This window comes from Pseudomonadota bacterium (assembly GCA_039028155.1).
In the GTDB taxonomy this organism is placed as follows: domain Bacteria; phylum Pseudomonadota; class Alphaproteobacteria; order SP197; family SP197; genus JANQGO01.
Window position 1 is genome coordinate 86688 of the sequence record JBCCIS010000003.1, and the last position, 21622, is coordinate 108309.

Annotated in this window: 20 protein-coding genes; 8 read left to right on the top strand and 12 right to left on the bottom strand. The window is 63.4% G+C overall.

Going from position 1 to position 21622, the window contains the following annotated elements; all coding sequences use genetic code 11:
- The first annotated feature begins 91 nt into the window (after positions 1 to 91).
- On the top strand, positions 92 to 1396 hold the full coding sequence (locus AAF563_02640; protein MEM7120146.1) for an FAD-binding oxidoreductase: 1305 nt from the start codon (positions 92 to 94) through the stop codon (positions 1394 to 1396).
- 36 nt (positions 1397 to 1432) lie between these two features.
- Here AAF563_02640 and AAF563_02645 read toward each other — a convergent pair whose 3' ends face one another.
- Both AAF563_02645 and AAF563_02650 read right to left on the bottom strand, forming a co-directional pair.
- Positions 1433 to 1585: a hypothetical protein gene (locus AAF563_02645; protein ID MEM7120147.1), complete on the bottom strand. Its 153-nt coding sequence runs from the start codon at positions 1583 to 1585 to the stop codon at positions 1433 to 1435.
- Positions 1586 to 1672: 87 nt separating this feature from the next.
- Positions 1673 to 2344, bottom strand: a complete 672-nt coding sequence (locus AAF563_02650) for a GDSL-type esterase/lipase family protein (protein ID MEM7120148.1) — start codon at positions 2342 to 2344, stop codon at positions 1673 to 1675.
- A 307-nt stretch (positions 2345 to 2651) separates the two neighbouring features.
- On the opposite strand from AAF563_02650, the gene AAF563_02655 reads away from it, so the two are divergent.
- Both AAF563_02655 and AAF563_02660 read left to right on the top strand, forming a co-directional pair.
- Positions 2652 to 3074, top strand: a complete 423-nt coding sequence (locus AAF563_02655; protein ID MEM7120149.1) for a hypothetical protein — start codon at positions 2652 to 2654, stop codon at positions 3072 to 3074.
- A 100-nt stretch (positions 3075 to 3174) separates the two neighbouring features.
- Positions 3175 to 4377, top strand: a complete 1203-nt coding sequence (locus AAF563_02660) for an aminomethyltransferase family protein (protein ID MEM7120150.1) — start codon at positions 3175 to 3177, stop codon at positions 4375 to 4377.
- Between the two features lie 399 nt (positions 4378 to 4776).
- On the opposite strand, the gene AAF563_02665 is transcribed toward AAF563_02660, so the two are convergent.
- Entirely contained in the window at positions 4777 to 5100 is a 324-nt protein-coding gene (locus AAF563_02665; GenBank protein ID MEM7120151.1) for a hypothetical protein, read from the bottom strand.
- A 57-nt stretch (positions 5101 to 5157) separates the two neighbouring features.
- On the opposite strand from AAF563_02665, the gene AAF563_02670 reads away from it, so the two are divergent.
- Positions 5158 to 7743, top strand: a complete 2586-nt coding sequence (locus tag AAF563_02670; protein MEM7120152.1) for a CARDB domain-containing protein — start codon at positions 5158 to 5160, stop codon at positions 7741 to 7743.
- A 116-nt stretch (positions 7744 to 7859) separates the two neighbouring features.
- Here AAF563_02670 and arfB read toward each other — a convergent pair whose 3' ends face one another.
- The 4 genes from arfB to AAF563_02690 form a co-directional block, all read right to left on the bottom strand.
- Positions 7860 to 8285, bottom strand: a complete 426-nt coding sequence (gene arfB / locus AAF563_02675; protein MEM7120153.1) for an alternative ribosome rescue aminoacyl-tRNA hydrolase ArfB — start codon at positions 8283 to 8285, stop codon at positions 7860 to 7862.
- A 29-nt stretch (positions 8286 to 8314) separates the two neighbouring features.
- Positions 8315 to 8923, bottom strand: coding sequence for a DJ-1/PfpI family protein (locus AAF563_02680; GenBank protein ID MEM7120154.1), 609 nt, complete (start codon positions 8921 to 8923; stop codon positions 8315 to 8317).
- A gap of 24 nt (positions 8924 to 8947) precedes the next feature.
- The gene (betC, locus tag AAF563_02685; GenBank protein ID MEM7120155.1) at positions 8948 to 10462 is read right to left on the bottom strand and encodes a choline-sulfatase; all 1515 of its coding nucleotides are present in this window, start codon (positions 10460 to 10462) and stop codon (positions 8948 to 8950) included.
- A gap of 74 nt (positions 10463 to 10536) precedes the next feature.
- The gene (locus AAF563_02690; GenBank protein MEM7120156.1) at positions 10537 to 11283 is read right to left on the bottom strand and encodes an SDR family NAD(P)-dependent oxidoreductase; all 747 of its coding nucleotides are present in this window, start codon (positions 11281 to 11283) and stop codon (positions 10537 to 10539) included.
- 80 nt (positions 11284 to 11363) lie between these two features.
- Between AAF563_02690 and AAF563_02695 the strand changes: the two genes are divergently transcribed.
- Entirely contained in the window at positions 11364 to 12749 is a 1386-nt protein-coding gene (locus tag AAF563_02695) for an amidase (protein MEM7120157.1), read from the top strand.
- Positions 12750 to 12812: 63 nt separating this feature from the next.
- Positions 12813 to 14501, top strand: coding sequence for a GNAT family N-acetyltransferase (locus AAF563_02700; GenBank protein ID MEM7120158.1), 1689 nt, complete (start codon positions 12813 to 12815; stop codon positions 14499 to 14501).
- Positions 14502 to 14520: 19 nt separating this feature from the next.
- Here the strand turns inward: AAF563_02700 and AAF563_02705 are convergent, their stop codons facing one another.
- Both AAF563_02705 and AAF563_02710 read right to left on the bottom strand, forming a co-directional pair.
- Positions 14521 to 15549 carry a transketolase C-terminal domain-containing protein gene (locus AAF563_02705; protein MEM7120159.1) on the bottom strand — a complete coding sequence of 343 codons (1029 nt, stop codon included), beginning with the start codon at positions 15547 to 15549 and terminating at the stop codon, positions 14521 to 14523.
- Complete coding sequence (locus tag AAF563_02710) at positions 15546 to 16430, bottom strand: transketolase (protein MEM7120160.1); 885 nt, start codon at positions 16428 to 16430, stop codon at positions 15546 to 15548. The genes AAF563_02705 and AAF563_02710 overlap by 4 nt, the downstream gene beginning before the upstream one ends.
- A 134-nt stretch (positions 16431 to 16564) precedes the next feature.
- Here AAF563_02710 and AAF563_02715 point away from each other — a divergent pair, with 134 nt between their 5' ends.
- Positions 16565 to 17374 (top strand): alpha/beta hydrolase, encoded by an 810-nt coding sequence (locus tag AAF563_02715; protein MEM7120161.1) that lies wholly within the window; start codon positions 16565 to 16567, stop codon positions 17372 to 17374.
- 12 nt (positions 17375 to 17386) lie between these two features.
- Here the strand turns inward: AAF563_02715 and AAF563_02720 are convergent, their stop codons facing one another.
- Positions 17387 to 18238, bottom strand: coding sequence for a methyltransferase domain-containing protein (locus tag AAF563_02720; protein MEM7120162.1), 852 nt, complete (start codon positions 18236 to 18238; stop codon positions 17387 to 17389).
- 108 nt (positions 18239 to 18346) lie between these two features.
- Between AAF563_02720 and betA the strand changes: the two genes are divergently transcribed.
- On the top strand, positions 18347 to 20002 hold the full coding sequence (betA, locus tag AAF563_02725) for a choline dehydrogenase (protein MEM7120163.1): 1656 nt from the start codon (positions 18347 to 18349) through the stop codon (positions 20000 to 20002).
- Between the two features lie 71 nt (positions 20003 to 20073).
- Here the strand turns inward: betA and AAF563_02730 are convergent, their stop codons facing one another.
- Positions 20074 to 20610 (bottom strand): DUF488 domain-containing protein, encoded by a 537-nt coding sequence (locus AAF563_02730; protein MEM7120164.1) that lies wholly within the window; start codon positions 20608 to 20610, stop codon positions 20074 to 20076.
- A gap of 66 nt (positions 20611 to 20676) precedes the next feature.
- On the bottom strand, positions 20677 to 21606 hold the full coding sequence (locus tag AAF563_02735; GenBank protein MEM7120165.1) for a phytanoyl-CoA dioxygenase family protein: 930 nt from the start codon (positions 21604 to 21606) through the stop codon (positions 20677 to 20679).
- Positions 21607 to 21622: the final 16 nt, after the last annotated feature.

Below are 21622 nucleotides of genomic sequence, written 5' to 3' on the forward strand. Positions count from 1 at the left end.
TGTCGTGCTCGCCTCGTGCGGACTCGCGCCGAGGCGGGTGTCAGCCTCTCAACATCGCGCTACCATGACCGACAACAGCGGGGGATGAACCATGGCCGACCTCTTTGCCGACGGTTTCAAGGAAACGCCCTACTGGTGGGACTTGGCGCCGCACGACGAGACCGACGAACAGATGCCACCGGCCGAGGCCGACGTGGTTATCATCGGCTCCGGCAATGTCGGGCTCTCCTGCGCGCTTTCCCTGGCGCGATTAGGCAGAAAGGCGGTCGTGCTGGACGCCGAGGCGGTCGGCCATGGCGCCAGCACGCGCAATGCCGGCTATCTGGGGCGCGGCCTCGCCTTCAAGTACAGCGATCTTGCCGCCAAGCTCGGTCGCGATGCGGCGGCGGAACTCGCCACCATGGCGGTCACCGCTCACGACTATGCCGCCGGCCTGATCCGCGACGAGCAGATCACCTGCTACTACCGCGACAGCGGCCGGTTTCTGGCGGCGCCCTCCAAGCGCTTCTACGACAAGCTCGCCAAAGACCTCGACATGATGCGCGCCGACGGCGTTCCCATCGACGCGGAGATGATCCCGCCCGAGCGCCAGCATGAGGAGATCGCCAGCGACATCTATCACGGCGGCCAGATCCTGCGCGGCAACGGCATCATCCATCCGGGCCTCTATCATCGCGGCCTGGTCGAGCGGGTCCGCGCCCAGGGCGCCGATGTCATCGGCTACTGTCCAGCGACGTCGGTCGACCGATCAGGTGGCGGGTTCTCGGTCGCCACGCCCAGGGGGACCATTCGGGCGCGCGATGTCGTCGTGGCGACCAACGGTTACACGCCTAAGGCGCTGCCCTGGCATCGCCGTCGCGTCGTGCCGATCTCCGCCTTCATGGTCGCCACCGAGGCGATCACGCCCGAGCTCATGGCGACGATTCTGCCTCGGGGTCGGCCGCTCCTGGAGATCTGCAACACGCCGATTTGGATCCGGCCGAACGAAGACGGCACCCGTATCCTCTTCGGCGGCACGACGGGCGAGGAGCTCGGCAATCTGCATGACAAGGCGCGCCGCCTCTATCAGGAGATGACACGCGTCGTGCCGGCGCTCGACGGCGTCAAGCTCACACACTGCTGGACGGGAAAGGTCGCCTTCAGCTTCGACATGCTGCCGCACACCGGCACCCATGACGGCATCCACTACGCGCTCGGCTGGTGCGCGGTGGGCGTGCCGCTGGGCACCTATCTGGGCCACCAGACGGCGCTGCGCATCGCGGGCGACCCCGCCTCGGCCACACCCCTGGACGATCGGCCGTTCCCGACCCGCCCCTTCTATTACGGCACGCCGTGGTTCCTGCCGCTCGTCGTTGGTTGGCGCAAATGGCAGGACCGCAGGATGCTGCGCGAGTAGGGTCAGTCTCAGGCGACCAGAGCGGATCGCGATTAATCAGAGCCGCTGCAGAGCCACAGCGAAGTCGCCGGAGATCGGCAAGGGATCGCTGAGATCGATTTCGTCGCCGAAATCTCCGCTCGTACCGAGTTGGCACGCCACGCTGCCGATATCCGTGAGGATGTCGCCGTCTTGGGATGTGGATTCCACATCGATGACAAGAACACCGCCCTCCGGTTCATCCTTGCGGTAGAGGCTCTCCGTCGCATCGCCGCAACAGGCTCGCTTCGGCGCCTCTCAACTGGCCCCCGTGCCCCTGCCAAAGGTGTTTGTTTCGAACCAACGTGACCAAGCCTGCCACGCATCGACGAGATCGGCCATGATGGCGTAGCCGGATCCGTCGCAGTGCATCCGATCGCCTCGCGTCAGGCTCTCCCTATAGCGGCGGTCGGCCAGAAGCGGCGTTTGAATGTCGAGATAGGGCACGCCGAGCTTGGCGGCCAACGCCATGAAACGCTGATTGAGCGCGACGGCGGTTTCCTGCTTGAAATCGAGCTCCAGACCTTCGCTGGGGCGCATCGGCGAACACGCCACGTTTGCCGGCGGAAGACCGACCCACAGGACCGGCGCCAAGTCACGGGCCTCGCCGACAATCGCTTCGGCGTTCGCGACGGAGGCATCCTCCGCGACGCGGCGGCCAACACCCCTCACCTCCGCGACGTCGTTGATGCCGAACTGGAGCACGATACGGTTGTCGGCGCCCTCGGAGAAACGCGCCAGGCATTCATCTTTCCAGCGATCGCGGATCTCATCGGTGGTTTGGCCCCGGATGCCGAGATCATAGAAGGTCAGGCGATAGGCACCCGAGAACCGCCGCTCGCACAAACGTCCGATCCAGCCCAGCCCCGCTTCGTCGCCGGAGCCGTTGATGTAACTGTCGCCCACGAAGCAGATGCGCAAGTCACGCATGACATTCCCCTCCCGGCCAACGCGGTAGAGCATAGGATGACGCGATGCCACGCGCCAACCCGATCAGTCCGGCCCGTACGCATCATCGCCAGCCCCGTTCCGCGGCCGGTAGGCAGGGCCGTGGCGTTCACTTATCATTATCGGTGTCTTGCGCGCTTGTTGGAGGGGAGTTGCGATGCATTTGGCGCGACGCTGCGTATGGTTGGCGGTCTTTACGATGTTTCTGGGATCACAGGCTGAGGCCGGGGAGATCGTTCGTGACCCCGCGTTAATCTCTTCGATGCCGATCAGGGGCGTCACACTGGACATGACACCAAGAGAGGCCTTCGAGCACCTGATCGCCATGGGTTACAACGCCGGCAATGTCGCGACCTATGACGACTGGGATACCGGCGGATTGAACCTGGTGCTCGGCGACTTCGGCGCGCCGGAAGGCCGGTCGGAGATTTCCTTGTCGCGCACGGCCGCCGGTGAGCGCCTGGTCAACATATCTGAGACGCTCAACGTGCCGCCGGGTCAGATCGACTCGCATGCGGAGATCAATGCCATCCGGGCTCATTTCGGTATCGCGCCCGACGATCCGAACTGCCACGTCAACGAACACGACACCGGCGCCTGCCGCGTCGGCGACGCTGCGGAGAATGCGAACCATGCCTTTGGCATCAACGCGTTTCCGACGATGATTCTGCGCTACGCCACGCGCAACCATGAAATGAAGGACTCTTACTGATCTCCAATGATCCGCGTGCTTGCCGGAGAAGCCCTCGTCATCAACCGATGAACGGCACCGAAGTAGCGCGGCGGACCGAACGCGAAGCCAGAGACTGACTATGTTCACCTCAGACTACATCACCTCACACCCCTCCGTTCCTGTCGCCTCGGACCGGTTCGAAAGCTCGCCCTTCCTCGACAAGCACATCACGCCAAACGCCATGTTCACCGTTTACGCGGGCCGGCTCGTCGCGTTCATGACAGACGTTGATCCGGCTGACGACTACTGGCGTTTGAGGCAGCAGGCTGGTCTGTTCGACATTCCCGAACGTCCGATCGAGATCGCCGGACCGGACAGCCTGCGACTTCTCGAGACAATCTTCTCGCGCACCATCGCGACACTGAAGGTCAATCGCGCGCGCTATGCGGTCGCGTGCCTTCCCGACGGCGGCATCCTTATGGACGGCGTGGTGATACGCCTAGCCGACGATAGATTCTGGTATGTCGTGGCCGATGGCGAGTTCGACCTTTGGCTCAAAGCTCATGCCTATGGCCTGGACGTCCAGATCAAGGACCCGCAGTCCTGGGTGCTGCAGATTCAGGGCCCGACATCGCTGGATGTTCTCGACAGCGTGACCGGCGGGGCGGTCGGGCAAGGGCTCGGCTACTTCCACACGGCCATGGTCGATATGGGCGGCCAGAAAGTCCTGGTGTCCCGCACGGGCTGGACCGGCGAACTCGGGTTCGAGGTCTATACGCAGGGCGACAAGACCGACTGTCCGGCCCTGTGGGATCATCTGATCGCCAAGGGCGAGCCGCACGGATTGGCGTTCTGCAACCCGGTGGCCATGGGAATCCGGCGGGTCGAAGCCGGTATTCTCAACAACGGATCGGACATGGATGCGACCATGACACCGTTTGCCGCGGGGCTGGGCCGTTTTGTCGAACTCGACAAGCCCGACTTCATCGGCCGTGAGGCGCTGCAGGACGCGGATCAGACCTGTTTGTTGCTGGGGCTGATCTGTCGTGACGCCGGGGCAGATTTCGGGCGGTTCGGCCTGACGTTTGCCCCAGGTGCCGACGTCTATGACGGAAACAGACAGGTCGCCCAGCTGACGGCCAAGCATTGGTCGCCGAGCCTCAACGCCGGCATCGCTTATGTCCGGTTCGACGAACCCGGCGATTGGGTCGGCCGCACGCTCGCGCTCGACTCACATGACGGCACACGCCTATCGTGCGAGATCGTGCCGTTGCCGTTTTATGACCCCGCCAAAGAGATCGCACGCGGCATCGACCGGACCATTCCCAAGCGACCGGGCTGAGCACGACCCACCCTCTAGTGGTCGTCTGGACCTGCGTTTATGCGTTGCCGTTTCAGTTCGCCACGCCGCCGTCTGTTTTCGGCGACCCGTCGATTGGACGCGGCCGAGGGTCTGGTCGGCCGGGCACGCTCGGGCGGCGCGGCACCGTCACGGCGGCATGCGGCTTTCGGCCAGCGCCCTCAAACGCCGCAGCTCAGCATTGGATAGGGCTGTTGGCGGCGTCATTCTCCGCGCTGTCGAATCGATCGCCGTGTGCTAGTCTGTGTTCAGCGAGCGCCGATGGGCGATTTGCTGCCGTAGCAACCAATGCGGCGCAAATCTCGGGAGAGGACCATGGACCCTCGCTGGATGATGCCAATCTTTGCCGCCGTCGTAACTCTCGCATGGATCTCGCCGGGTTCAGCCGAAGACCCTGTAGCGGACTACGGCGAGCCTGGGAATGATGAGGGTGAGTTCAGCGGCGCCAGGGGCATCGATATCGATGGCGCCGGGAACGTTTTTATTGCCGACCGACAGAAGAATCGAATTTTGCGGTACGACATTGATGGCGCGTTCGTGGATCAGTCCCCGCTTTTTTTCGACGGCTCGCCCTTCATAACATTCGATCAGGTAACCGACGTGGCACTCGCCCCCGGTGAGCGCCTCTTTGTCGCGAATGAAGACGACAATCAGGTCGTTGTCCTCGATTACGAATTTAACGTGATCAACACTTTCGGTAGCCAATGCATCGCGGTGACCCTTCCTGGGCCGGACTGCATCGACCCCGATGGAGGCGGGCCATTGGCGGTCGGTGACGGGCAGTTTGACGAGGTTAGCGGTGTCGCCTTTGCCCCGAACGATCGAATCGTGACGGTGGAAGCCGGAAATGATCGGGTTCAGGTCTTCGATCTCGACGGCAACTTCGTTCTCAAGTTCGGCAATGAGGGTTCCAACAATGGACAGTTCCAGAATCCCAGCGACGTCGCTGTGGATAACGCCGGCAACATTTATGTCGCCGATCTAGGAAATCGACGGGTTCAAGTCTTTGATTCCGATGGCGGCTTTCTTCGTGCCTTCGGCAGCTTCTGCAATCTGGATACGTCGGCTGGCTGTGTCGATCCGGATGGCGGCGGCCCGCTCGAGCTCGGCGACGGACAGTTCATCGCACCGAATGGTCTTGCGGTTGACTATGCCGGGAACGTTTACGTCGCGGACGGTAGTGTCAATCACCGCGTCCAAGTCTTCGATCCCAACGGCGATTTTGTCGCCAAGTTCAGTTTGCCCGAAGATGCCGCCAATCTACGCGACGTCGCAGTCGATGCCATGGCGCGCCTACACGTCACCACGGGGAACCCTGGAGGCACGCCGTCGGATGTCCCGTTTGTCGTTGGCGTCTTCGTGATCGATACAGACGGCGACTCGCTTCCGGACCTTTGGGAACAAGCCGGCATTGACGTCAATCTCGACGGTGACATCGACCTGGACTTGACCGATCTCGGCGATGACTATCGGGGTGTTCCGATGGTCGCGGACCCGAACCGCAAGGATATCTTCGTCGAGATCGACTATTTCGATTGCAACGTCCCTGGCAACGATTGCGACGGCGGTACACATTCGCACCGGCCGCGTGACGAAGCGCTTGACCTCATCGTTCAGGCTTTCAACAACGCACCGGTGACCCAAGGCAACGGCATCAATCTATGGGTCCAGGTGAACGAAGGCCTGCCGCATCAACAGTTCTGCGACTTCGAGGATGGCGGCTGTTTCGACGATATCAAAGCGACCAGTTTCGGTACGCCGGCCGAGCGCGGTAACCCCGACACGTTGGCCGCAAAGGCTCTCGTATTTCGCTACAATCTGTGGGTTCACGACCAGAAAGAAGGTAGCTCCGTGCGCGGCACGGCCGAAGGATCCGCAGGCGAAGTGGGCAACGACTTTATCGTCTCGCTCGGCAGCTTTATCGGCGGCGGGTCAACCAACGACCATGCCGGCGTCTTCATGCATGAATTGGGGCACACCCTCGGGCTGGGCCATGGCGGTGGAGACAATCGAAACTGCAAGCCGAACTATCTGAGTGTCATGAGCTACACGTTCACTGACGGACTGCAACCATATGGACAGTTCGACTATTCGCGGTCGGTCCTGCCGACATCCGGCGCGCTCGTTGAAGACGACCTGGATGAGACAATCGGGATTCAGGATGGCGCTTTTCTTACGTTCTATGGCCCACCTCGCGACGTGGATGGTATCGATCAGGGCGATGACGGCGATTTCAACGATGACTGGGCGGTTGGCTTAGGCGCCGGCGCCATCGATTGGGATTTCGACGGGAGTGCTGACGACAATCCCGCAACGCCGACGGACCTTAATTTCCTCGGCATCATAGGCTGCGGCCTCGATAAGTCCGGCGCGGGAGCGCCGGATGACGATGCGGCCGACACGCTCACCGGTCATAACGATTGGGACAACATTCAGATCGGCTTTCGTGACTCCCCCTTCTTTGAGGACGGTAAACACGGCGATCCCGTGGTTGAGATCGATTTTGCGACGACGCAGTTCATACGCGACCAGGTTTGGCGCGCCCAACTTGAGGAGATTCACGAGTACAGCGCAAAGTTCATCTGCGGCATTCAGGACGATCCCGATGAGTTCCGGCTCACACCTGGCCGCTACGCGACCATCGTCAACATTCGCAACCCGAACAGGGAACCCGTCACGTTCAAGAAGATGCTGGCTCTTGCGTACCCTCCAGAAGAGCAAGTATCTGGTGAGATGTATGAGATAAGCCTCGATACGCTGCGCTATGGCGAGGCACTGAAAGTCGATTGCGAAGACGTTCGAAAGAACCTGTTCGATGGCAAGTTCCCAGAACCATACATCGAAGGGTTTCTCGTTGTGCATAGCCCTGAAAGCCTTGATGTCGCTTCCGTTTACACCACGGCGACAGTGGGGGGTGACGATGATCCACCGCGCCACAGCGACATCGAGATTGTCAGCGTCGCGGAGCGGATCATTGAGTTGGAAGGAGAAAAGCGGCCTGACCTCGTGATCGACGAGCGCCTCGATTTCCAGATCGATTGCCTGGGATCTGATGCCACGCAGAAATGCAAGGTCAAGATCGCTTTTAGTGTGCGCAACATAGGCGACGCTGCCGCCGGACCGTTCAACGTCCGGATCGTCCTTGAGCATAACGATACCCTGCTCGAAGACATGCCGATCAATGAGCAGCTTGCACCCGGCGAGGTGGCCAACCGGACCCTGAACGCGGAGTTTGCCATCTTCGGCCAGGATCCCGACGGCAAGACGATTTGCCTCAAGGCTGACGCGCCGACCAATCAGGTGGAGGAGAAGAGCGAAAACAACAACGAGCGATGCTTGGACTTCTAGGTCTAGGAACTGTGTCGCACGTTGCTGGCGAATGATCGCCTTTGATCGATGTTGGACGACCCCCCACTTGCCGAAGAACGACGGCTGTTCACGGCTCGGTCTCAGCGGGTCATCGCTCAGTGGTCGTCGGGACCTGCCTTTCTGCGTTGCCTCTTCAGTTCGCCACGCCGTCGCTTGCTTTCTGCGGCCCGGCGCTTGGATCCGGCCGTGGGTTTTGTCGGCCGCCGGCGCGCGGGCGGCGTGGCGGCGTCGCGGATCAGCGTGATCAAGCGTTCCAACGCGTCCTCGCGGTTCCTGCTCTGGGACCTCGACCGGTTGGCGGTCAGCACGATCACGCCGTCCCGGGTCATGCGGCTCCCGGCCAGTGATCTCAGGCGGCGCAAGACGGCGTCGGAAAGCGCCGGGCTGTTGGCCGCATCGAAGCGCAGTTGAACGGCCGTCGCGACCTTGTTGACGTTCTGACCACCGGGACCCGGGGCGCGAATGAAGTGTTCCTCGATCTCATCATCGGCAAGGCTGATGGTGTTGGTGATGCGAATCAAGACTGCTTCCGGACGGACCTGGTCGCCGCTCAGACCAAACCGCTGCTTTTGGCGAAGGGGTCCCAGCTCGCGTCATCGTGCCACTCGTACTCCGTCCCCTCCGCGACCTCCTCGGCGGTCGCCTTGCCGAACAGATGGGCAATGGCGGCAAGCGTCATATCCATCCCCGCCGACACGCCCGATGAGGTGAAGTACTTGCCGTCCTCGACCCATCGGGCCTGGCGCACCCAGTCGACCTCGGGACCAAGCGGCACGGTCTTCGTGAAGTCCAGCTTGTTGGTCGTCGCCCGGCGGCCATCGAGCAGGCCGGTCGTGGCCAGCAGAATGCTGCCGGTGCACACGGTCATGACGAGTTCGGCCTTGTTTGACGTCTCAACGATCCAATCTGTGACGGCGGGCCTCTTTGCCGCCTCGAGTGCCGTGTCACCACCCGGTATCAACAGCAGGTCATAGTCGCTGCCATCCGACACCGTCTTGTCGACCAAAAGGCCCTGCCCGTGAACGCTGGGCACCGGCTCTGACGTCTCCGCGACGATGGTGATGTCAATCTGGTCGCCGAGATCACCCAGCATTTCGAGCGGGCCAAAAAAGTCGAGGGTTTGGAAGCCTGGAAACACCAGTGCGGCAAGTGTCTTCATGAACAGTCCTTTGCAAAAGACGGATTAGCGCAGGGTCGCCTTGTGTTCGGTGTCCTGCCAGGGTTCGCGGAAGCTGCGCTGATAGTGGCGCCAGGGATCGTTGTCGACCGCGTAGTCCCAAACTGGGGGATTACCCTTCTCAAAGGTCGCATAGATCATGCGGCGCCGGTGCCAACTCTCCTCGACATCCGCTTCCCAGCGTTGGAGATCCCACTTGGCGTCGACCGCGGCCTTCATGGAGGTCACGACGTCGGCCCAAGCCGGGTTGTCTGCCAGATTGTTCAGCTCCTGGGGATCGCTCGCCAGGTCGAACAGCATCGGCGGATCGGCTTCGCAGTGAATGAACTTGTGGCTGCCGCGTTTCACCATGGCGCCGGGTTTGACACATCCCTCCGCGGCGATCTCGGCATAAACCGTGTCGTCATCGTCCGCCGGCGCTCCGCCCTGGGCGAGCGGCACCAGGCTGCGGCCTTCGATCGGCGTCGCCAGGTCAGGAGGGTTTCCCCCGCTTGCGAGATCCAGCAGGGTTGGGAACAGATCGACCAAGGAGACATTTGCCGGCACCCGGCGCGGTGCGAAGCGGCCGGGCGCGTGCAGAATGAATGGCACGCGCATGGTCCATTCGAAGAAGTTGACGATGCACCACATGCCGCGCTCGCCGATCATCGCGCCATGGTCGGCGGTCACGATAACGATGGTGTCGTCGGCCAGCTTCGTTTCGTCCAAGGCGGCCAGCAGGCGGCCGACCTGTTGATCGATGTAGCTCACCATGGCGTAGAAGCCGTGACGCGCACGCACGATCTGCTCGTCGGTCAGCGCGTTCTTGTCGATCCCCATCAGCTCATAGAGTCGACGGCTATGGGCATCCCAGTCGGCTTCGTCCAGCAGCGGCACAGAGGGCAAGCCGATCTCGCCGTCGCTGTAGCGATCCCAGCATTCTTGCGTCGTTCGGTAGGGCTCGTGCGGTTCGATATACGATACCGTCAACAGGAACGGATCGAGGTCGGGATCGCGGGCGAAGTCGTACAAACGCCGGATCGCCCGGTGGGAGACCTCCTCGTCGAAGTCGAGACCCAGCGTCCGCGCGGCAACGCCGGACTCGCGGATCGGATCGACATTCGGCCAGTCGCCGTCCAGCTCCCGTGTCGGCATCCAGCCGAAATCCGCCGGCACCGTGTCGGTCGTTAGCCGCTCGTCGAACCCGTGCAGCTGATCCGGCCCGACAAAGTGCATCTTGCCGGAGAGCTCGCAGCGGTAACCGAGGTCGCGCAGATAGTGCGCGAAGGTCGGAATGCTCGCTGGGAACTCCGCGCCGTTGTCGTGGACGCCGATCTCCGACGGCAGCAGGCTTGCCATCATCGAGGCCCGCGACGGCGCGCAAAGCGGATAGTTGCAATAGGCGTTCTCGAACACGACACCGTCGTCGGCAAGGCGCGCCATGTTCGGCGTCTTCGCAATCGTGTTGCCATAGGGTGGCAGAACCAGCGCCCCCATGAAGTCGGCCATGATGATGAGGAAGTTCGGCTTCTTGGCGGTCATGTTGCTTTCCCGATCTGCCATCCCCTGGTCAGGTCACGTCAAAAAGCCGCCCCGACCCGTCGGCTTGCACTGGATCACAGGTTCTGGGCGCCGTCGACAGCGATCACCTGGCCGGTTACCCAGCTCGCCGCGTCCGACAACAGGAAGGCGGCGAGGCGCGCGACTTCGTCGGGCCGCCCGAAGCGCCCGAACGGGATCGACGCCAAGGTCGCTTCGTAATCCGCCGGACGTTCGACCTTCACCTGCTGCCATAAACCGCCGGGGAAGTCGATCGATCCGGGTGCTATGGCGTTGACACGGATCTTGTCGGCCGCGAACGACCGCGCATGGGACTGGCTCAGCTGATTGACCGCCGCCTTGGCCGCGCCATAGGGAAATCCGCCCGAAGCGCCGATGCCGGAAATTGACGATGTGTTGACGATCGACCCGCCGCCGTCTGCTTTAAGATGCGGCAGGGCGGCCCAGGTGGTGCGCACGGTACCCATCAGGTCGACCTCCATGCTCTGGCGCCAGCCGGTTTCGTCATCGCTGCTGCCGAAGCCCGACGGGTTGTTGGCAAGACCGTCGAGGCCGCCCAACGCCTTGACTGCGCCATCGATGAAATGGGTGACCTGCTCGGGATCGCCGATATCGCAGGTCGCCGCGAAGACCGTCCCGCCGTGGGCCTCGAGTTGCTCGCGCGCGGCGTCCAGGTGGTCGGGCCGGCGCCCGCAGATGGCGACCGACGCGCCTTCCAGCGCGCAGGCTTCGGCGATGGCCAAGCCGATGCCCCGCGTCGAGCCGGTCACGATGATCGCCTTGCCCGATAAACCGAGGTCCATGGTCTACTCCTTATAGAGGTGCTGACGGCTGCTGGCTGACTCCATAGACTGCGCGCGCTACAGCGACAAGGGGTGCCGCCATGGACGCGACCGATCTCTGTTATCTCTCCGCCGTCGAGCAAAAGGACCTTCTGGATAGGAAGGAGATCAGCACCGTCGAACTGATCGACGCCCATGCCGACCGGATCGAGCGTATCAACCCCCAGATCAACGCCTTCGTCACCCTGCGCCTGGACGGTGCCCGCGACGATGCCAAGGCCGCGGACAAGGCCCGCGCGAAAGGCGGCGACCTCGGCGTGCTGCACGGCCTGCCCGTCGGCGTGAAAGACTGCTTCCCGACCAAGGGCCTGCGCACGACCTTTGCCTCGCTGGCGTTCAAGGACAACGTGCCCGACGTCGACCACCTGGTGGTCGAGCGCGAGAAGGCCGCAGGCGCCATCATCCTGGGCAAGCTCAACACGCCCGAATACACGATGGCGCGCAACACCTGCGACAACCCGGTGTTCGGCCCGACGCGCAATCCCTATGACCTCTCAAAGTGTCCGGGCGCCAGCAGCGGTGGCAGCGGCGCAGCACTGGCCGCAGGCCTGACGCCGCTGGCCGACGGTTCGGATATCGGCGGCTCGGTGCGCAACCCGGCGGCCTGGTGCAACATTGTCGGCCATCGACCGACAGCCTTCATGGTCCCCGACGTACCCAATCCCCTGCCCTGGCACAACATGAACACGCCTGGTCCGATGACCCGCACGGTCGCGGACGCCGCGCTCTTTCTGTCCGCCCTGGCTGGCCCCGATCCGCGCGCGCCCGTCTACGTGCAGGCGCCCTTTCCACCTGGCCTGCCCGATCTCGCGCGCGACCTCAAAGGCCTGAAAGTCGGTTGGGGATGCGATCACGGATCGATCGGCGTCCACCCCGACATCGCCCGTCACTTCAACGAACAACGCGCCGTGTTCGAAAGCCTCGGCTGCGTGATAAGCGACCACGATATTGATCTTCGTGGCCTCTTCGACGGCGCCTATGACGTGCTTGCCCATCAACGCGTCGCGGCCGAGGTTGAACCCGCCGTCGGAAACGGTCTCGACCCCGGTCTGGAGGAACGGGCGGCTTGGTCGCGCGGCCTGACCGGCAACGACATTTTGGAAGCCGAGGCGCGCCGCTACCGACTTTGGCGTGACATGGCCGCGGCGTTCGAGGCGTACGACGTGCTGGTCTGGCCTGACGATCCGCACGACCCCTTTGGTTTTGATGATGAAGCCGCCGGCGATGACATCGACTGGAGCCTCTTGACCGTCGCGCCGTTGCTCGGCCTGCCGGCCGTCACCGTTCCCTTCGGGTTCTCCGACGCCGGTTTGCCGCGCGGCCTACAGGTCCACGGCCGGCCGGGCGACGATCTCCTGGTCTTGCAGGTGGCACAGGCCTTCGAACAGGCAACCGGGCACGGCAAACGACGTCCGGTGCTGGAGTGACGTCGCCGACGATAGTGACCGCCATCGTGGCGCCACCCCGCCGTTAGGCGCTAAAAGGCCCCCATGCAGATCGACGACATCGACGACATTGCGGCGCTCAGGCGCCATGAGGCCGCCTGGCGTGCCGCCTACGACGCCGATCCGGACGCCCAGTACTTCATGTCCTGGCCGTGGATGGCGAACTGGCTCGACCTGATCGACGACCAGTGGCTGGTGCTCGCCGCCAGGGAAGATGACGCCTCGCCCTATACCGGTTTTCTTCCGATCCAGCTGTGGTCGGAGTTCAACACCGAGATCGGCTTCCACAACACGATCCGCATGGGCGGGTGCTACTATGCCGGCTACACCGGCATCATGTGCAGTGCCGAGGATGAAGAGCGCGTCGTCCCGGCATTCGCAAAGCGCCTGAAGCAGCTCAACTGGCTCGCGATCAGTGTCGACCGTGTCGTCGCCTCGCCGCGACGCATGAAGCTGTTCTTGGGCGCCTTTGCGCCGTCCGAGTTCGACGTCCAGGCCGCCGAACCGAAACCGGATGAAAACGGCATCGACTTCACGGTCTACCCTTGCGTCGCGCTGCCGGACGACTGGGAGACGTTCCTGAAGAACCATATGGGGCATACGACGCGCAAGCATGCGCGGCGCGCCATGCGGCTTGTCGATGGCGGCGAGCTCAGCGTCACCCATGCGACGCCCGAAACCATCGATCGCGATCTCGGTATTCTGCTCGATCTGTGGAAGACAGCCTTCACACCAATCAAGACGGAGGCCGCCCTTGAGACCGAGATCAAGCATCACCGCACCATGCTGCGCGCCTGCTTCGACGAAGGCGATGTCATGCTGCCCGTGCTGTGGCAGGGCGACAAGCCGATCGGCGCGCGCGCCAGGCTGCTGGATCAAAAGAATCGATCGATGATCTGCCTGGTCGGTGCCCGCGACCTCTCGGTCCGTCGCCCGCCGCCGGGCTTTATTGTTCATCTCTATTCGATCCGTTGGGGTATCGAAAACGGCTACAAGACCTACGACCTGCAGCTCGGCGACTACAGCTACAAGTACGATTTCGGGCCCGAGGAACGGCGCATCATCAACCACGCGATCGTAACGAAGAGCAAACAGAACCTGCGTGGCAAGGTCGAGCCGCGAAGCCTGCCTTATGTCTTCGCCATGACGCAGAGTTTCGCGGCCGGCGGTCAGGCGGCCAACGCGGCGGCCGGGTGCCGCCAGATCCTGCAGATCGACCCCGACCACGCCGGTGCCCGCGAGATGCTCGAGAAGATCGAAGCGGCGTCGAAACCCGCCGACGACCCGGTTGCGGAGGCGCGTCAGCTGGTCCAACAAGGATCGTTCAGCGCGGCCGAGGAGATGCTGTCCCAACTGCTTGAGGACGATCCCAAGAACTTCGACGCGCGGTACACGCTGGGCCTGACGTTCCTTCAGCAGGGCGACAGCAAAAACGCCGAACAGCACTTAAGGCGCGCAATCGCGCTCAACGGCAAAGTCGCGTCAGCTTACTACAACTACGGTAACGCGCTGGCAGCGCTAAACCGACATGCCAAGGCGCTCAAGAGCTACAAAAAGGCGATCTCGCTAAGGCCCGACTACCCGCAGGCGCATAACGCCCATGGCGAAGCCCTCATGGCACTTGGCCGGCGCGGTGAGGCGGCAAAGAGCTTCGATCAGGCGCTGGCGCTCCAACCAACCTATGCGCTGGCCCGACAAAACCGCGACAAGCTGAGCACGACGCGTCGCGCCTGATGCGGCTCACGTCATTCCATCAACCCAACAACGCACGCGCCCGTTTCGCGATGCCTTCGGCGTCCAGTTCGTAATGGGCGTAGAGCGCTGCCGGCGGGCCGATCAGCGCGTAGGTATCGTCAATGCCGTGGCGTGCGAAGGGGACACGGTCCATCTCAACCAACACCTCGGCAACGGCGCTGCCCAGGCCGCCGATGACATTGTGCTCCTCGACGGTCATGACGGCGCCGGTCTCGCCGGCCGCCGCGGCGATAGCATCGCGGTCGAGCGGCTTGATCGTGTGCATGTCCAGCACGCGCACGGAGAGACCGTCGGCTTCCAACATCGCCGCCGCCTCTAGCGATGGATGCACCTCAGACCCCGTCGCGATCAGCGTCAGATCTTTGCCATCGCGCAACGTAATCGCCTTACCGAACGTCAGGTCTCCAGGCACCGTCTCGTAGACGTCGGGGTCGCGGCCGCGGCCCAGGCGAATGTACATGGCGCCCGGATGATCGACCGAGGCGCGCAGCACCGCGCGCAGATGGTTGGCGTCGGTCGCGCACACCACGGTCAGTCCGGCGATCGTGCGCATCATGCCCAGATCCTCGGTCGCGTGGTGGCTGGTGCCGTAAAAACCCATCGAAATGCCGGAGTGGTGGCCGACCGCGCGCACCGGCATCTCCGGATAAGCGCAGTCGGTGCGGATCTGTTCGGCGCAAAGGATCGCGCAGAACGCCGCAAAGGTCGCCGCATAGGGGATCTGGCCCGACGCCGCCATGCCGGCCGCCGCCGTCACCATGTTCTTCTCCGCGATCCCGAAATCGAAGTAGCGATCGGGATGGCGCGCCTGGAACTCGGTCGTGCGGTTGGCGGTGGCCAGATCGGCGGTCAGCACGACAACGCGCGGGTCCTTGTCGGCCAACGCCGCCAGTTCGTCGCCCAGCACGAAGGCCGGCAGGCGCGAGGCAGGCGTGCCCTTAACCGACTCGCTTTCGGAGAGCTCCGCGATGCCGGTGAAGATGTCGCTCTGGTTCTGACCGCTATCGTAGTCCGGGCGCCCGCTCATAGCCCGGCCCCAGGACGCATCACGGCGTCGGGACCCAACTGGATCTCCTTCACCACAGCGTCATAGTCGCGGCCCACCAGGTTGCCGACATGCCAGTTCAGGCTCATCTCCATCATCTTGACGCCGCGGCCTTTGACCGTGTCGGCGATGATCATCTGGGGTTTGCCCTCGCCCGGCGGCTTCAGCTTGCCGAAGGTTTCCAGGATCGCGTTGAGATCGTGGCCGTCGATGCGCTGGACGTCCCAGCCGAAGGACCCGAAACGCTGCTCCAGCGGTTCGACACTCATGATTTCTTCGGTGTGGCCGTCGATGCACAGACCATTGCGGTCGACAATGCCGACCAGCGACTGCAGGCCGAAATGACCTGCTGACATCGCGGCTTCCCAGACCTGGCCCTCGTTCAGCTCGCCATCACCCAGCATGCAGAAGACGCGGTGCTTTCGCCGCTGGACACGCGCGGCAAGCGCCATGCCGACCCCGACCGACAGCCCATGCCCCAGCGAACCCGAACTGAAATCGGCGCCGGGGATCTTTTTCATATCCGGATGATCGCCGAACGGCGAGCCGAGCCGCGTGTACTCTTCCAGAAGCGCCTTATCGAAGTAGCCGAGATCGGCCAGGATCGGGTAAAGCCCGATCGCCGCGTGCCCCTTGCTCAGGATGAACCGGTCGCGGTCCGGCCAGTCTGGCTCGTGCGGCCGGATGTTGAGCTCGGCGTAATAGAGCGCGGCGAACAGTTCGGCTGCCGAGAATGTGCTGGAATAGTGGCCGGCGCCGGCGATCTTGGTCAGGCGCACGGTCTCCAGGCGGACGAACTTGGCGCGGTCGGCCAGGAAGGCCTCGGTCACATTGCGCCGGTCGCCTTGGGTTGTCGCAGACATGCCGTGTCCTCGTCGTGAATGACATTGCCATCGCGACCTTAGAGCCGGCAGCCGATGCAATCCAGACATGACGGCACTATGGTACGGTCTCGTAGGGTAGCTAACGCAGATCGTTCGAAAGAGGGAGAGCGCGTGTGATCGACGTGAGAAGGGTTCAGACCGCGACGGGTTTGGAGTTTGAAGTTGCCTGTTGCGGTGACATGGAAAACCCCATTGTCATGCTGCATGGCTATGGCGACAGTTGGTATTCCTTCAACGGGATGCTTGAGGCCCTGCCCGACGACAAGTCGGCCGTCGCGATTACCCAGCGCGGCCACGGCAACAGCGTCAAGCCCGAAGAAGACTATTCAACGCAGCAGTACGCCCGCGACGCCATCGGCGTCCTCGATGCTCTTGGCATTTCCCAGGCGCCGATCGTCGGTCACTCCATGGGAACGTTTATCGCGCAAGAGATCGCGCTTACGGCGCCATCCAGGGTCACCCACCTCATCCTGATCGCCTCTGCGGTCACCGCGGACAACGACGTCGTCGCCGGCCTTGCCGAAGAAGTCGCAAAACTGGGCGATCCCGTACCCCGGGCCTTTGTCCACGAATTCCAAGCCGGCACCTGCGCCAATCCACTGGGGCCTGGCATGGCGCTGGACCACATCGTCGACGAGAGCATGTTGCTGCCCGCGCGGGTCTGGCGCGACGCCCTGCAAGGCCTGCTCGCCTATCGGCCCAGGGACGTCGATCCGGATCTATCATCGATCGACTGTCCGACGCTCATCCTGTGGGGCGACGAGGACGGGTTGTTCCTGGAGGCCGAGCAAACGCGCCTCAACCAGAAAATCACCGGCTCTGAACTGATGATCTATGAAGGCGTCGGGCACGGCCTCCAATGGGAGGCCCCGGTAGAGGCGATGATCGATACCTTGTCGTTCATCGCACGGCGCGGCGCATAGGCAAGGCGACCGTCACCGCGACAGCCAGAAGCCCGGACCCCAATACCAGACCTTCCGTTCGTTGCCTTCGGGCGGTGCGCCACGATGCAGCGACTTGATGGGCACCGGCTTGCCCTTCAGCCGCTTAAGCGCCCTGGCAAGCCGCTCGCCTGCTTCCTCATCGCGCCCGACAAACGGAATGAAGCCGGCCGGTCCCAGCGCCTCGGCACGGAAGCCGTCGTCCAGGCGCGTCGCCATCAGCATGAAACCCCACATGCTGGGCCCGGTCAGGCCGACCATGAGGCGCCCGCCGACGGCGAGCCGGTCGAGCCACAGGGGCAGCGGATGGGTAACACCGGCAAAGGCCACGACCAGATCGACTTCGCCAGGATCAAAGGTTGCACCGTCGCCGTGGATCAGGTCGATCTGCGACCAGGATGCCGTGTTCGCCGCCGCCTGGGCCGCCAGACCGGCATCGTATTCGACCGCGGTGACGTGGCCATTTGCACCGACCAACTCGGCGAAAAGTGCTGTGTAGTAGCCTGTGCCCGCGCCGACCTGATAGACGCGCTCACCCGGCCGGATGGCGAGGCGGTCGAACATATAGGCCCACAAGCTCGGCTGACCGTTATTGATGTCGCGCGCGGCGTCCAGCGGCACCAGAACATCGTGATAGACCCGGCGCGGATCGGTATCCGGCGTCTCGTAGCTCTCGCCCCAGCGCGCGCCCGGCAAAATGGTCCAGGGACCTGGTCCCAGAAACCGCTCGCGGGGCACGGTGGCGAACGCGTCGACCACTGACTCGTTTTTCAGGACCGGCGATGTTGCACGCAGTTCCTCGGCGAAGGCGCGGCGCGCGGCGGCAAGGTCATGTTCGGTCGGCATGGCGTACTCCCGGATAGCGTGTGGCGGGCAGCATAGGAATTGTCGCCGTGCGGCACCAGAAAAGCTTGCTATAGTCCGCCCCATCTTTGATGCGGGAAGGGCGCGTTCATGGTCGAAACAGTTGATTATCTGATTGTCGGCGCCGGCTCAGCCGGTTGCGTGTTGGCCAACCGGCTGAGCGAGGATGACGCCGCCACCGTCAAGGTGCTGGAAGCCGGTCCCATGGATAACAGCCTCTACCTATTGCGCATGCCGGCGGCCGCCTGGATCATCATCACCGGGCGCAAGTACAACTGGTACTATCATAGCGAGCCCGAGCCCTTCATGGACGGCCGGCGCATCTTCTATCCGCGCGGCAAGGTGGTCGGCGGCTCGTCGTCGATCAACGGCATGGTCTATCTGCGCGGCCTGCCGCTGGACTATGACGGCTGGTCGACCAACCAGCTCAACAACTGGTCCTTCGCCCACTGCCTGCCCTATTTCAAGCGCATGGAGACGAGCGAGCGCGGCGCGAGCGAGTGGCGCGGCGGCGACGGTCCGCTGGAGGTCTCTACCGGCGGCGATCTCACCCCGCTCTACCGCGCCTACATCGAAGCGGGCGTGGAGGCCGGATACCCTTACGTCGAAGACGTCAACGGCTATCAGCAGGAAGGCGTCTTCGCCATGCAGCGCACGGTCGTCGGCGGCGTGCGCAACAGTGCCGCGCGCGCCTATTTGCACCCCGCGCTCAAACGCCCCAACCTGACACTGGAAACAGATGCCCACACCAACCGCGTCCTGTTCGAAGGCACCCGCGCGGTCGGGGTCGAGTACATCAAGAACGGCCAGACCAAACGCATTCACGCCGAACGCGAGGTCATCCTGTCCGGCGGCACCTTCAACTCACCCCAGATCCTGCTGCGCTCGGGCGTCGGCAACGCCGAACATCTGCGCGAACTCGGCATCGATGTCGTGCATGACCTGCCCGGCGTCGGCGCGAACCTGCAGGACCATCTGGACTGGCCGATCCAGTACGAATGCACGCAACCAGTCTCGGTTTATGGCTCGACCACCAAACTCGGCCAGCTCAAGACCGGTCTGCAGTGGTTTATGGGCAAATCGGGCGTCGCGGCATCCAACCTGTTCGAAGCCGGCGGCTATTTCCGCAGCCGGCCGGGGATCGAGTACCCCAACATCCAGCATCACTTCGTCGCCATCGCCATGAACTACGACGGTTCGATGCCGCACAAGGGGCACGGCTTTCAGGTTCATATCAGCCAGATGCGCCCGACCAGCCGCGGCTTCGTCCGCCTGCGCTCAACCGATCCGTTCGAGCCGCCGGTCATTCAGTTCAATCATATGCAGACCGAAAACGACCGTCAGGAGTTCCGCGACGCCCTCAAACTGACCCGTGAGATCATCGCGCAAGATGCGCTGAAACCCTATTGCGGCCGCGAGCTGACGCCGGGCATCGACGTGCAGTCCGATAGCGACGTCGACGCCTTCGCACGCATACACGGCGAAACGGAACACCACCCCTCCTCGACCTGCGCCATGGGCTATGACGAGATGGCGGTGGTCGATGGTGAGACCCGTGTCCATGGCTGCCAGAACCTGCGCGTGGTCGATGCCTCGGTCATGCCGCGGGTGGTCAGCGCCAATCTGAACGGCCCGACCATCATGATCGCCGAGAAGGCATCGGACATGATCGCCGGCAAAACACCGCTGGAGCCGGACTACCGGGCGTTCCATCGGTCGCCAGACTGGGAGATCAACCAGCGCTGAGACGCGCGGACGGGTTCTTTCACACGCCCTTTTGTCGATTTCTCCCCGCCGGTTTTCTGGGACTGAACCCTCTATAGCGGCCGCAGATGCTCAACCGTTACGCCGTAGCGGTCGGCCAGTCGCTGGGCAATCAAGGAGCGGTGGCACGCCTCTGGGTCACGCTCGACACAGAACAGCGCCGCAGGCCCGCCGGTCGACGCCGCGGCGACAACAGGCTCGAGATCGGCGAGGTCGAGGATCTCGGAGGTGTAGCGGCGGGTGTATTCAGCGGCGAGCTCGCGGCGCGAGCGCTTGCCGACGCCTTGCCGGTCATCTTCGGCGTACTGAACCTGACGCAATTCCGTGGTCGGCGCGAGATCGAGGTGGTGCGCGTAGGCAATTCCGGCATCGGCCAGGGCCGCCTGCAGCCGGCGGGCGTTAGCCCAGGCGTATTCGCGGCCACGCACACCCCGGCGCTGACGCACATCGAGCAGCAGGCGGACTTCCGCGTCCCGCAGTCGCTGCAGGAACGTCTCGCCGTCGAAACCGTAGACGCCGATCGTCATGATGGTGAACGGCGCGACGTCGTCCTTCTTGCGTGGTCTCGGTTTCTTCGGCGTTGTGGTCATGCGGCGGCCCCAGTAACAGTCTCGTTCCGGACCTCGAAGATTACCCGCTGGATCTGGTTGCGCATGTCACTTGGATTCTGCGGATGGTGGGCGCTCGTAACCGGGCCGCGCGAAACGCGCCTCGAAATCGTCGGTCGCGCCATAGCTCTGCCAGAGTTCAAAACCCAAGAGCGCGCGCATCTCGTCCGACAGGGCTGCCTGCGCCTGGGGCCGCAAGCCGCAGGTAAAGTTCTGTAACTGGCGGAACTGCGGCCCGCAATAGGTCGCAGTGATGCCGATGCGTGGCGCATTACCGTCGTTGCGCCCCGACGCATGCCACGTCCGGGCATCCCAGATCACCGCGCTGCCCGCGGGCACCTCCGCATCGACGGTGTCGTAGATCTCGGCGGGATCGGGGTGCAGACCGGACAGATGGCTGCCCGGCACCAGCCTAGTCGCCCCGCTCGCGGTCGTGAAATCGGTGACCGCCCACATGACATTGATGACCACCGCCGGGTTGATCGGACGTGTCGCGGGCGCCGGCGAGCCATGGGGCTGCGCCTCGCGTGTTATGTCACCGGCCTTGGTGCCCACCTCACCCGGCATCACCGGCTGAGGCATCCACCACTGGTCGGTATGCAGGTCCATGACCTGATTCCCCGGGTGGACGATGTGCGACGAAAAGCCGGACAAATGGATGCGCGCGCCCAACAGGTGGCGCGCCAGGGCAATGGCGGTCGGGTGCAACGCTAGGTGATCCAGCCCATCCTCGCCGGCCACCAGAAGCTGCCACTGATCGCCGCCGCGCTGCGGCCAGGCAAGCGTCTCGTCGCGGTCGCCGCCGCAGGTTTCATCACCTCGCGCACGACGAAAGACGATCTCGCGAACACGGTCGGTTTCCTGCTGTGACAACATCGTTTCCGCCAGGCAAAACCCTTGGCGGTCCAGATCATCACACAGCTGCGCGACGTCGCCGGTCAACCGCGGCATGTCACCATTTTTGACTGGACCCGTCATGCCCCTACTCCGCTTG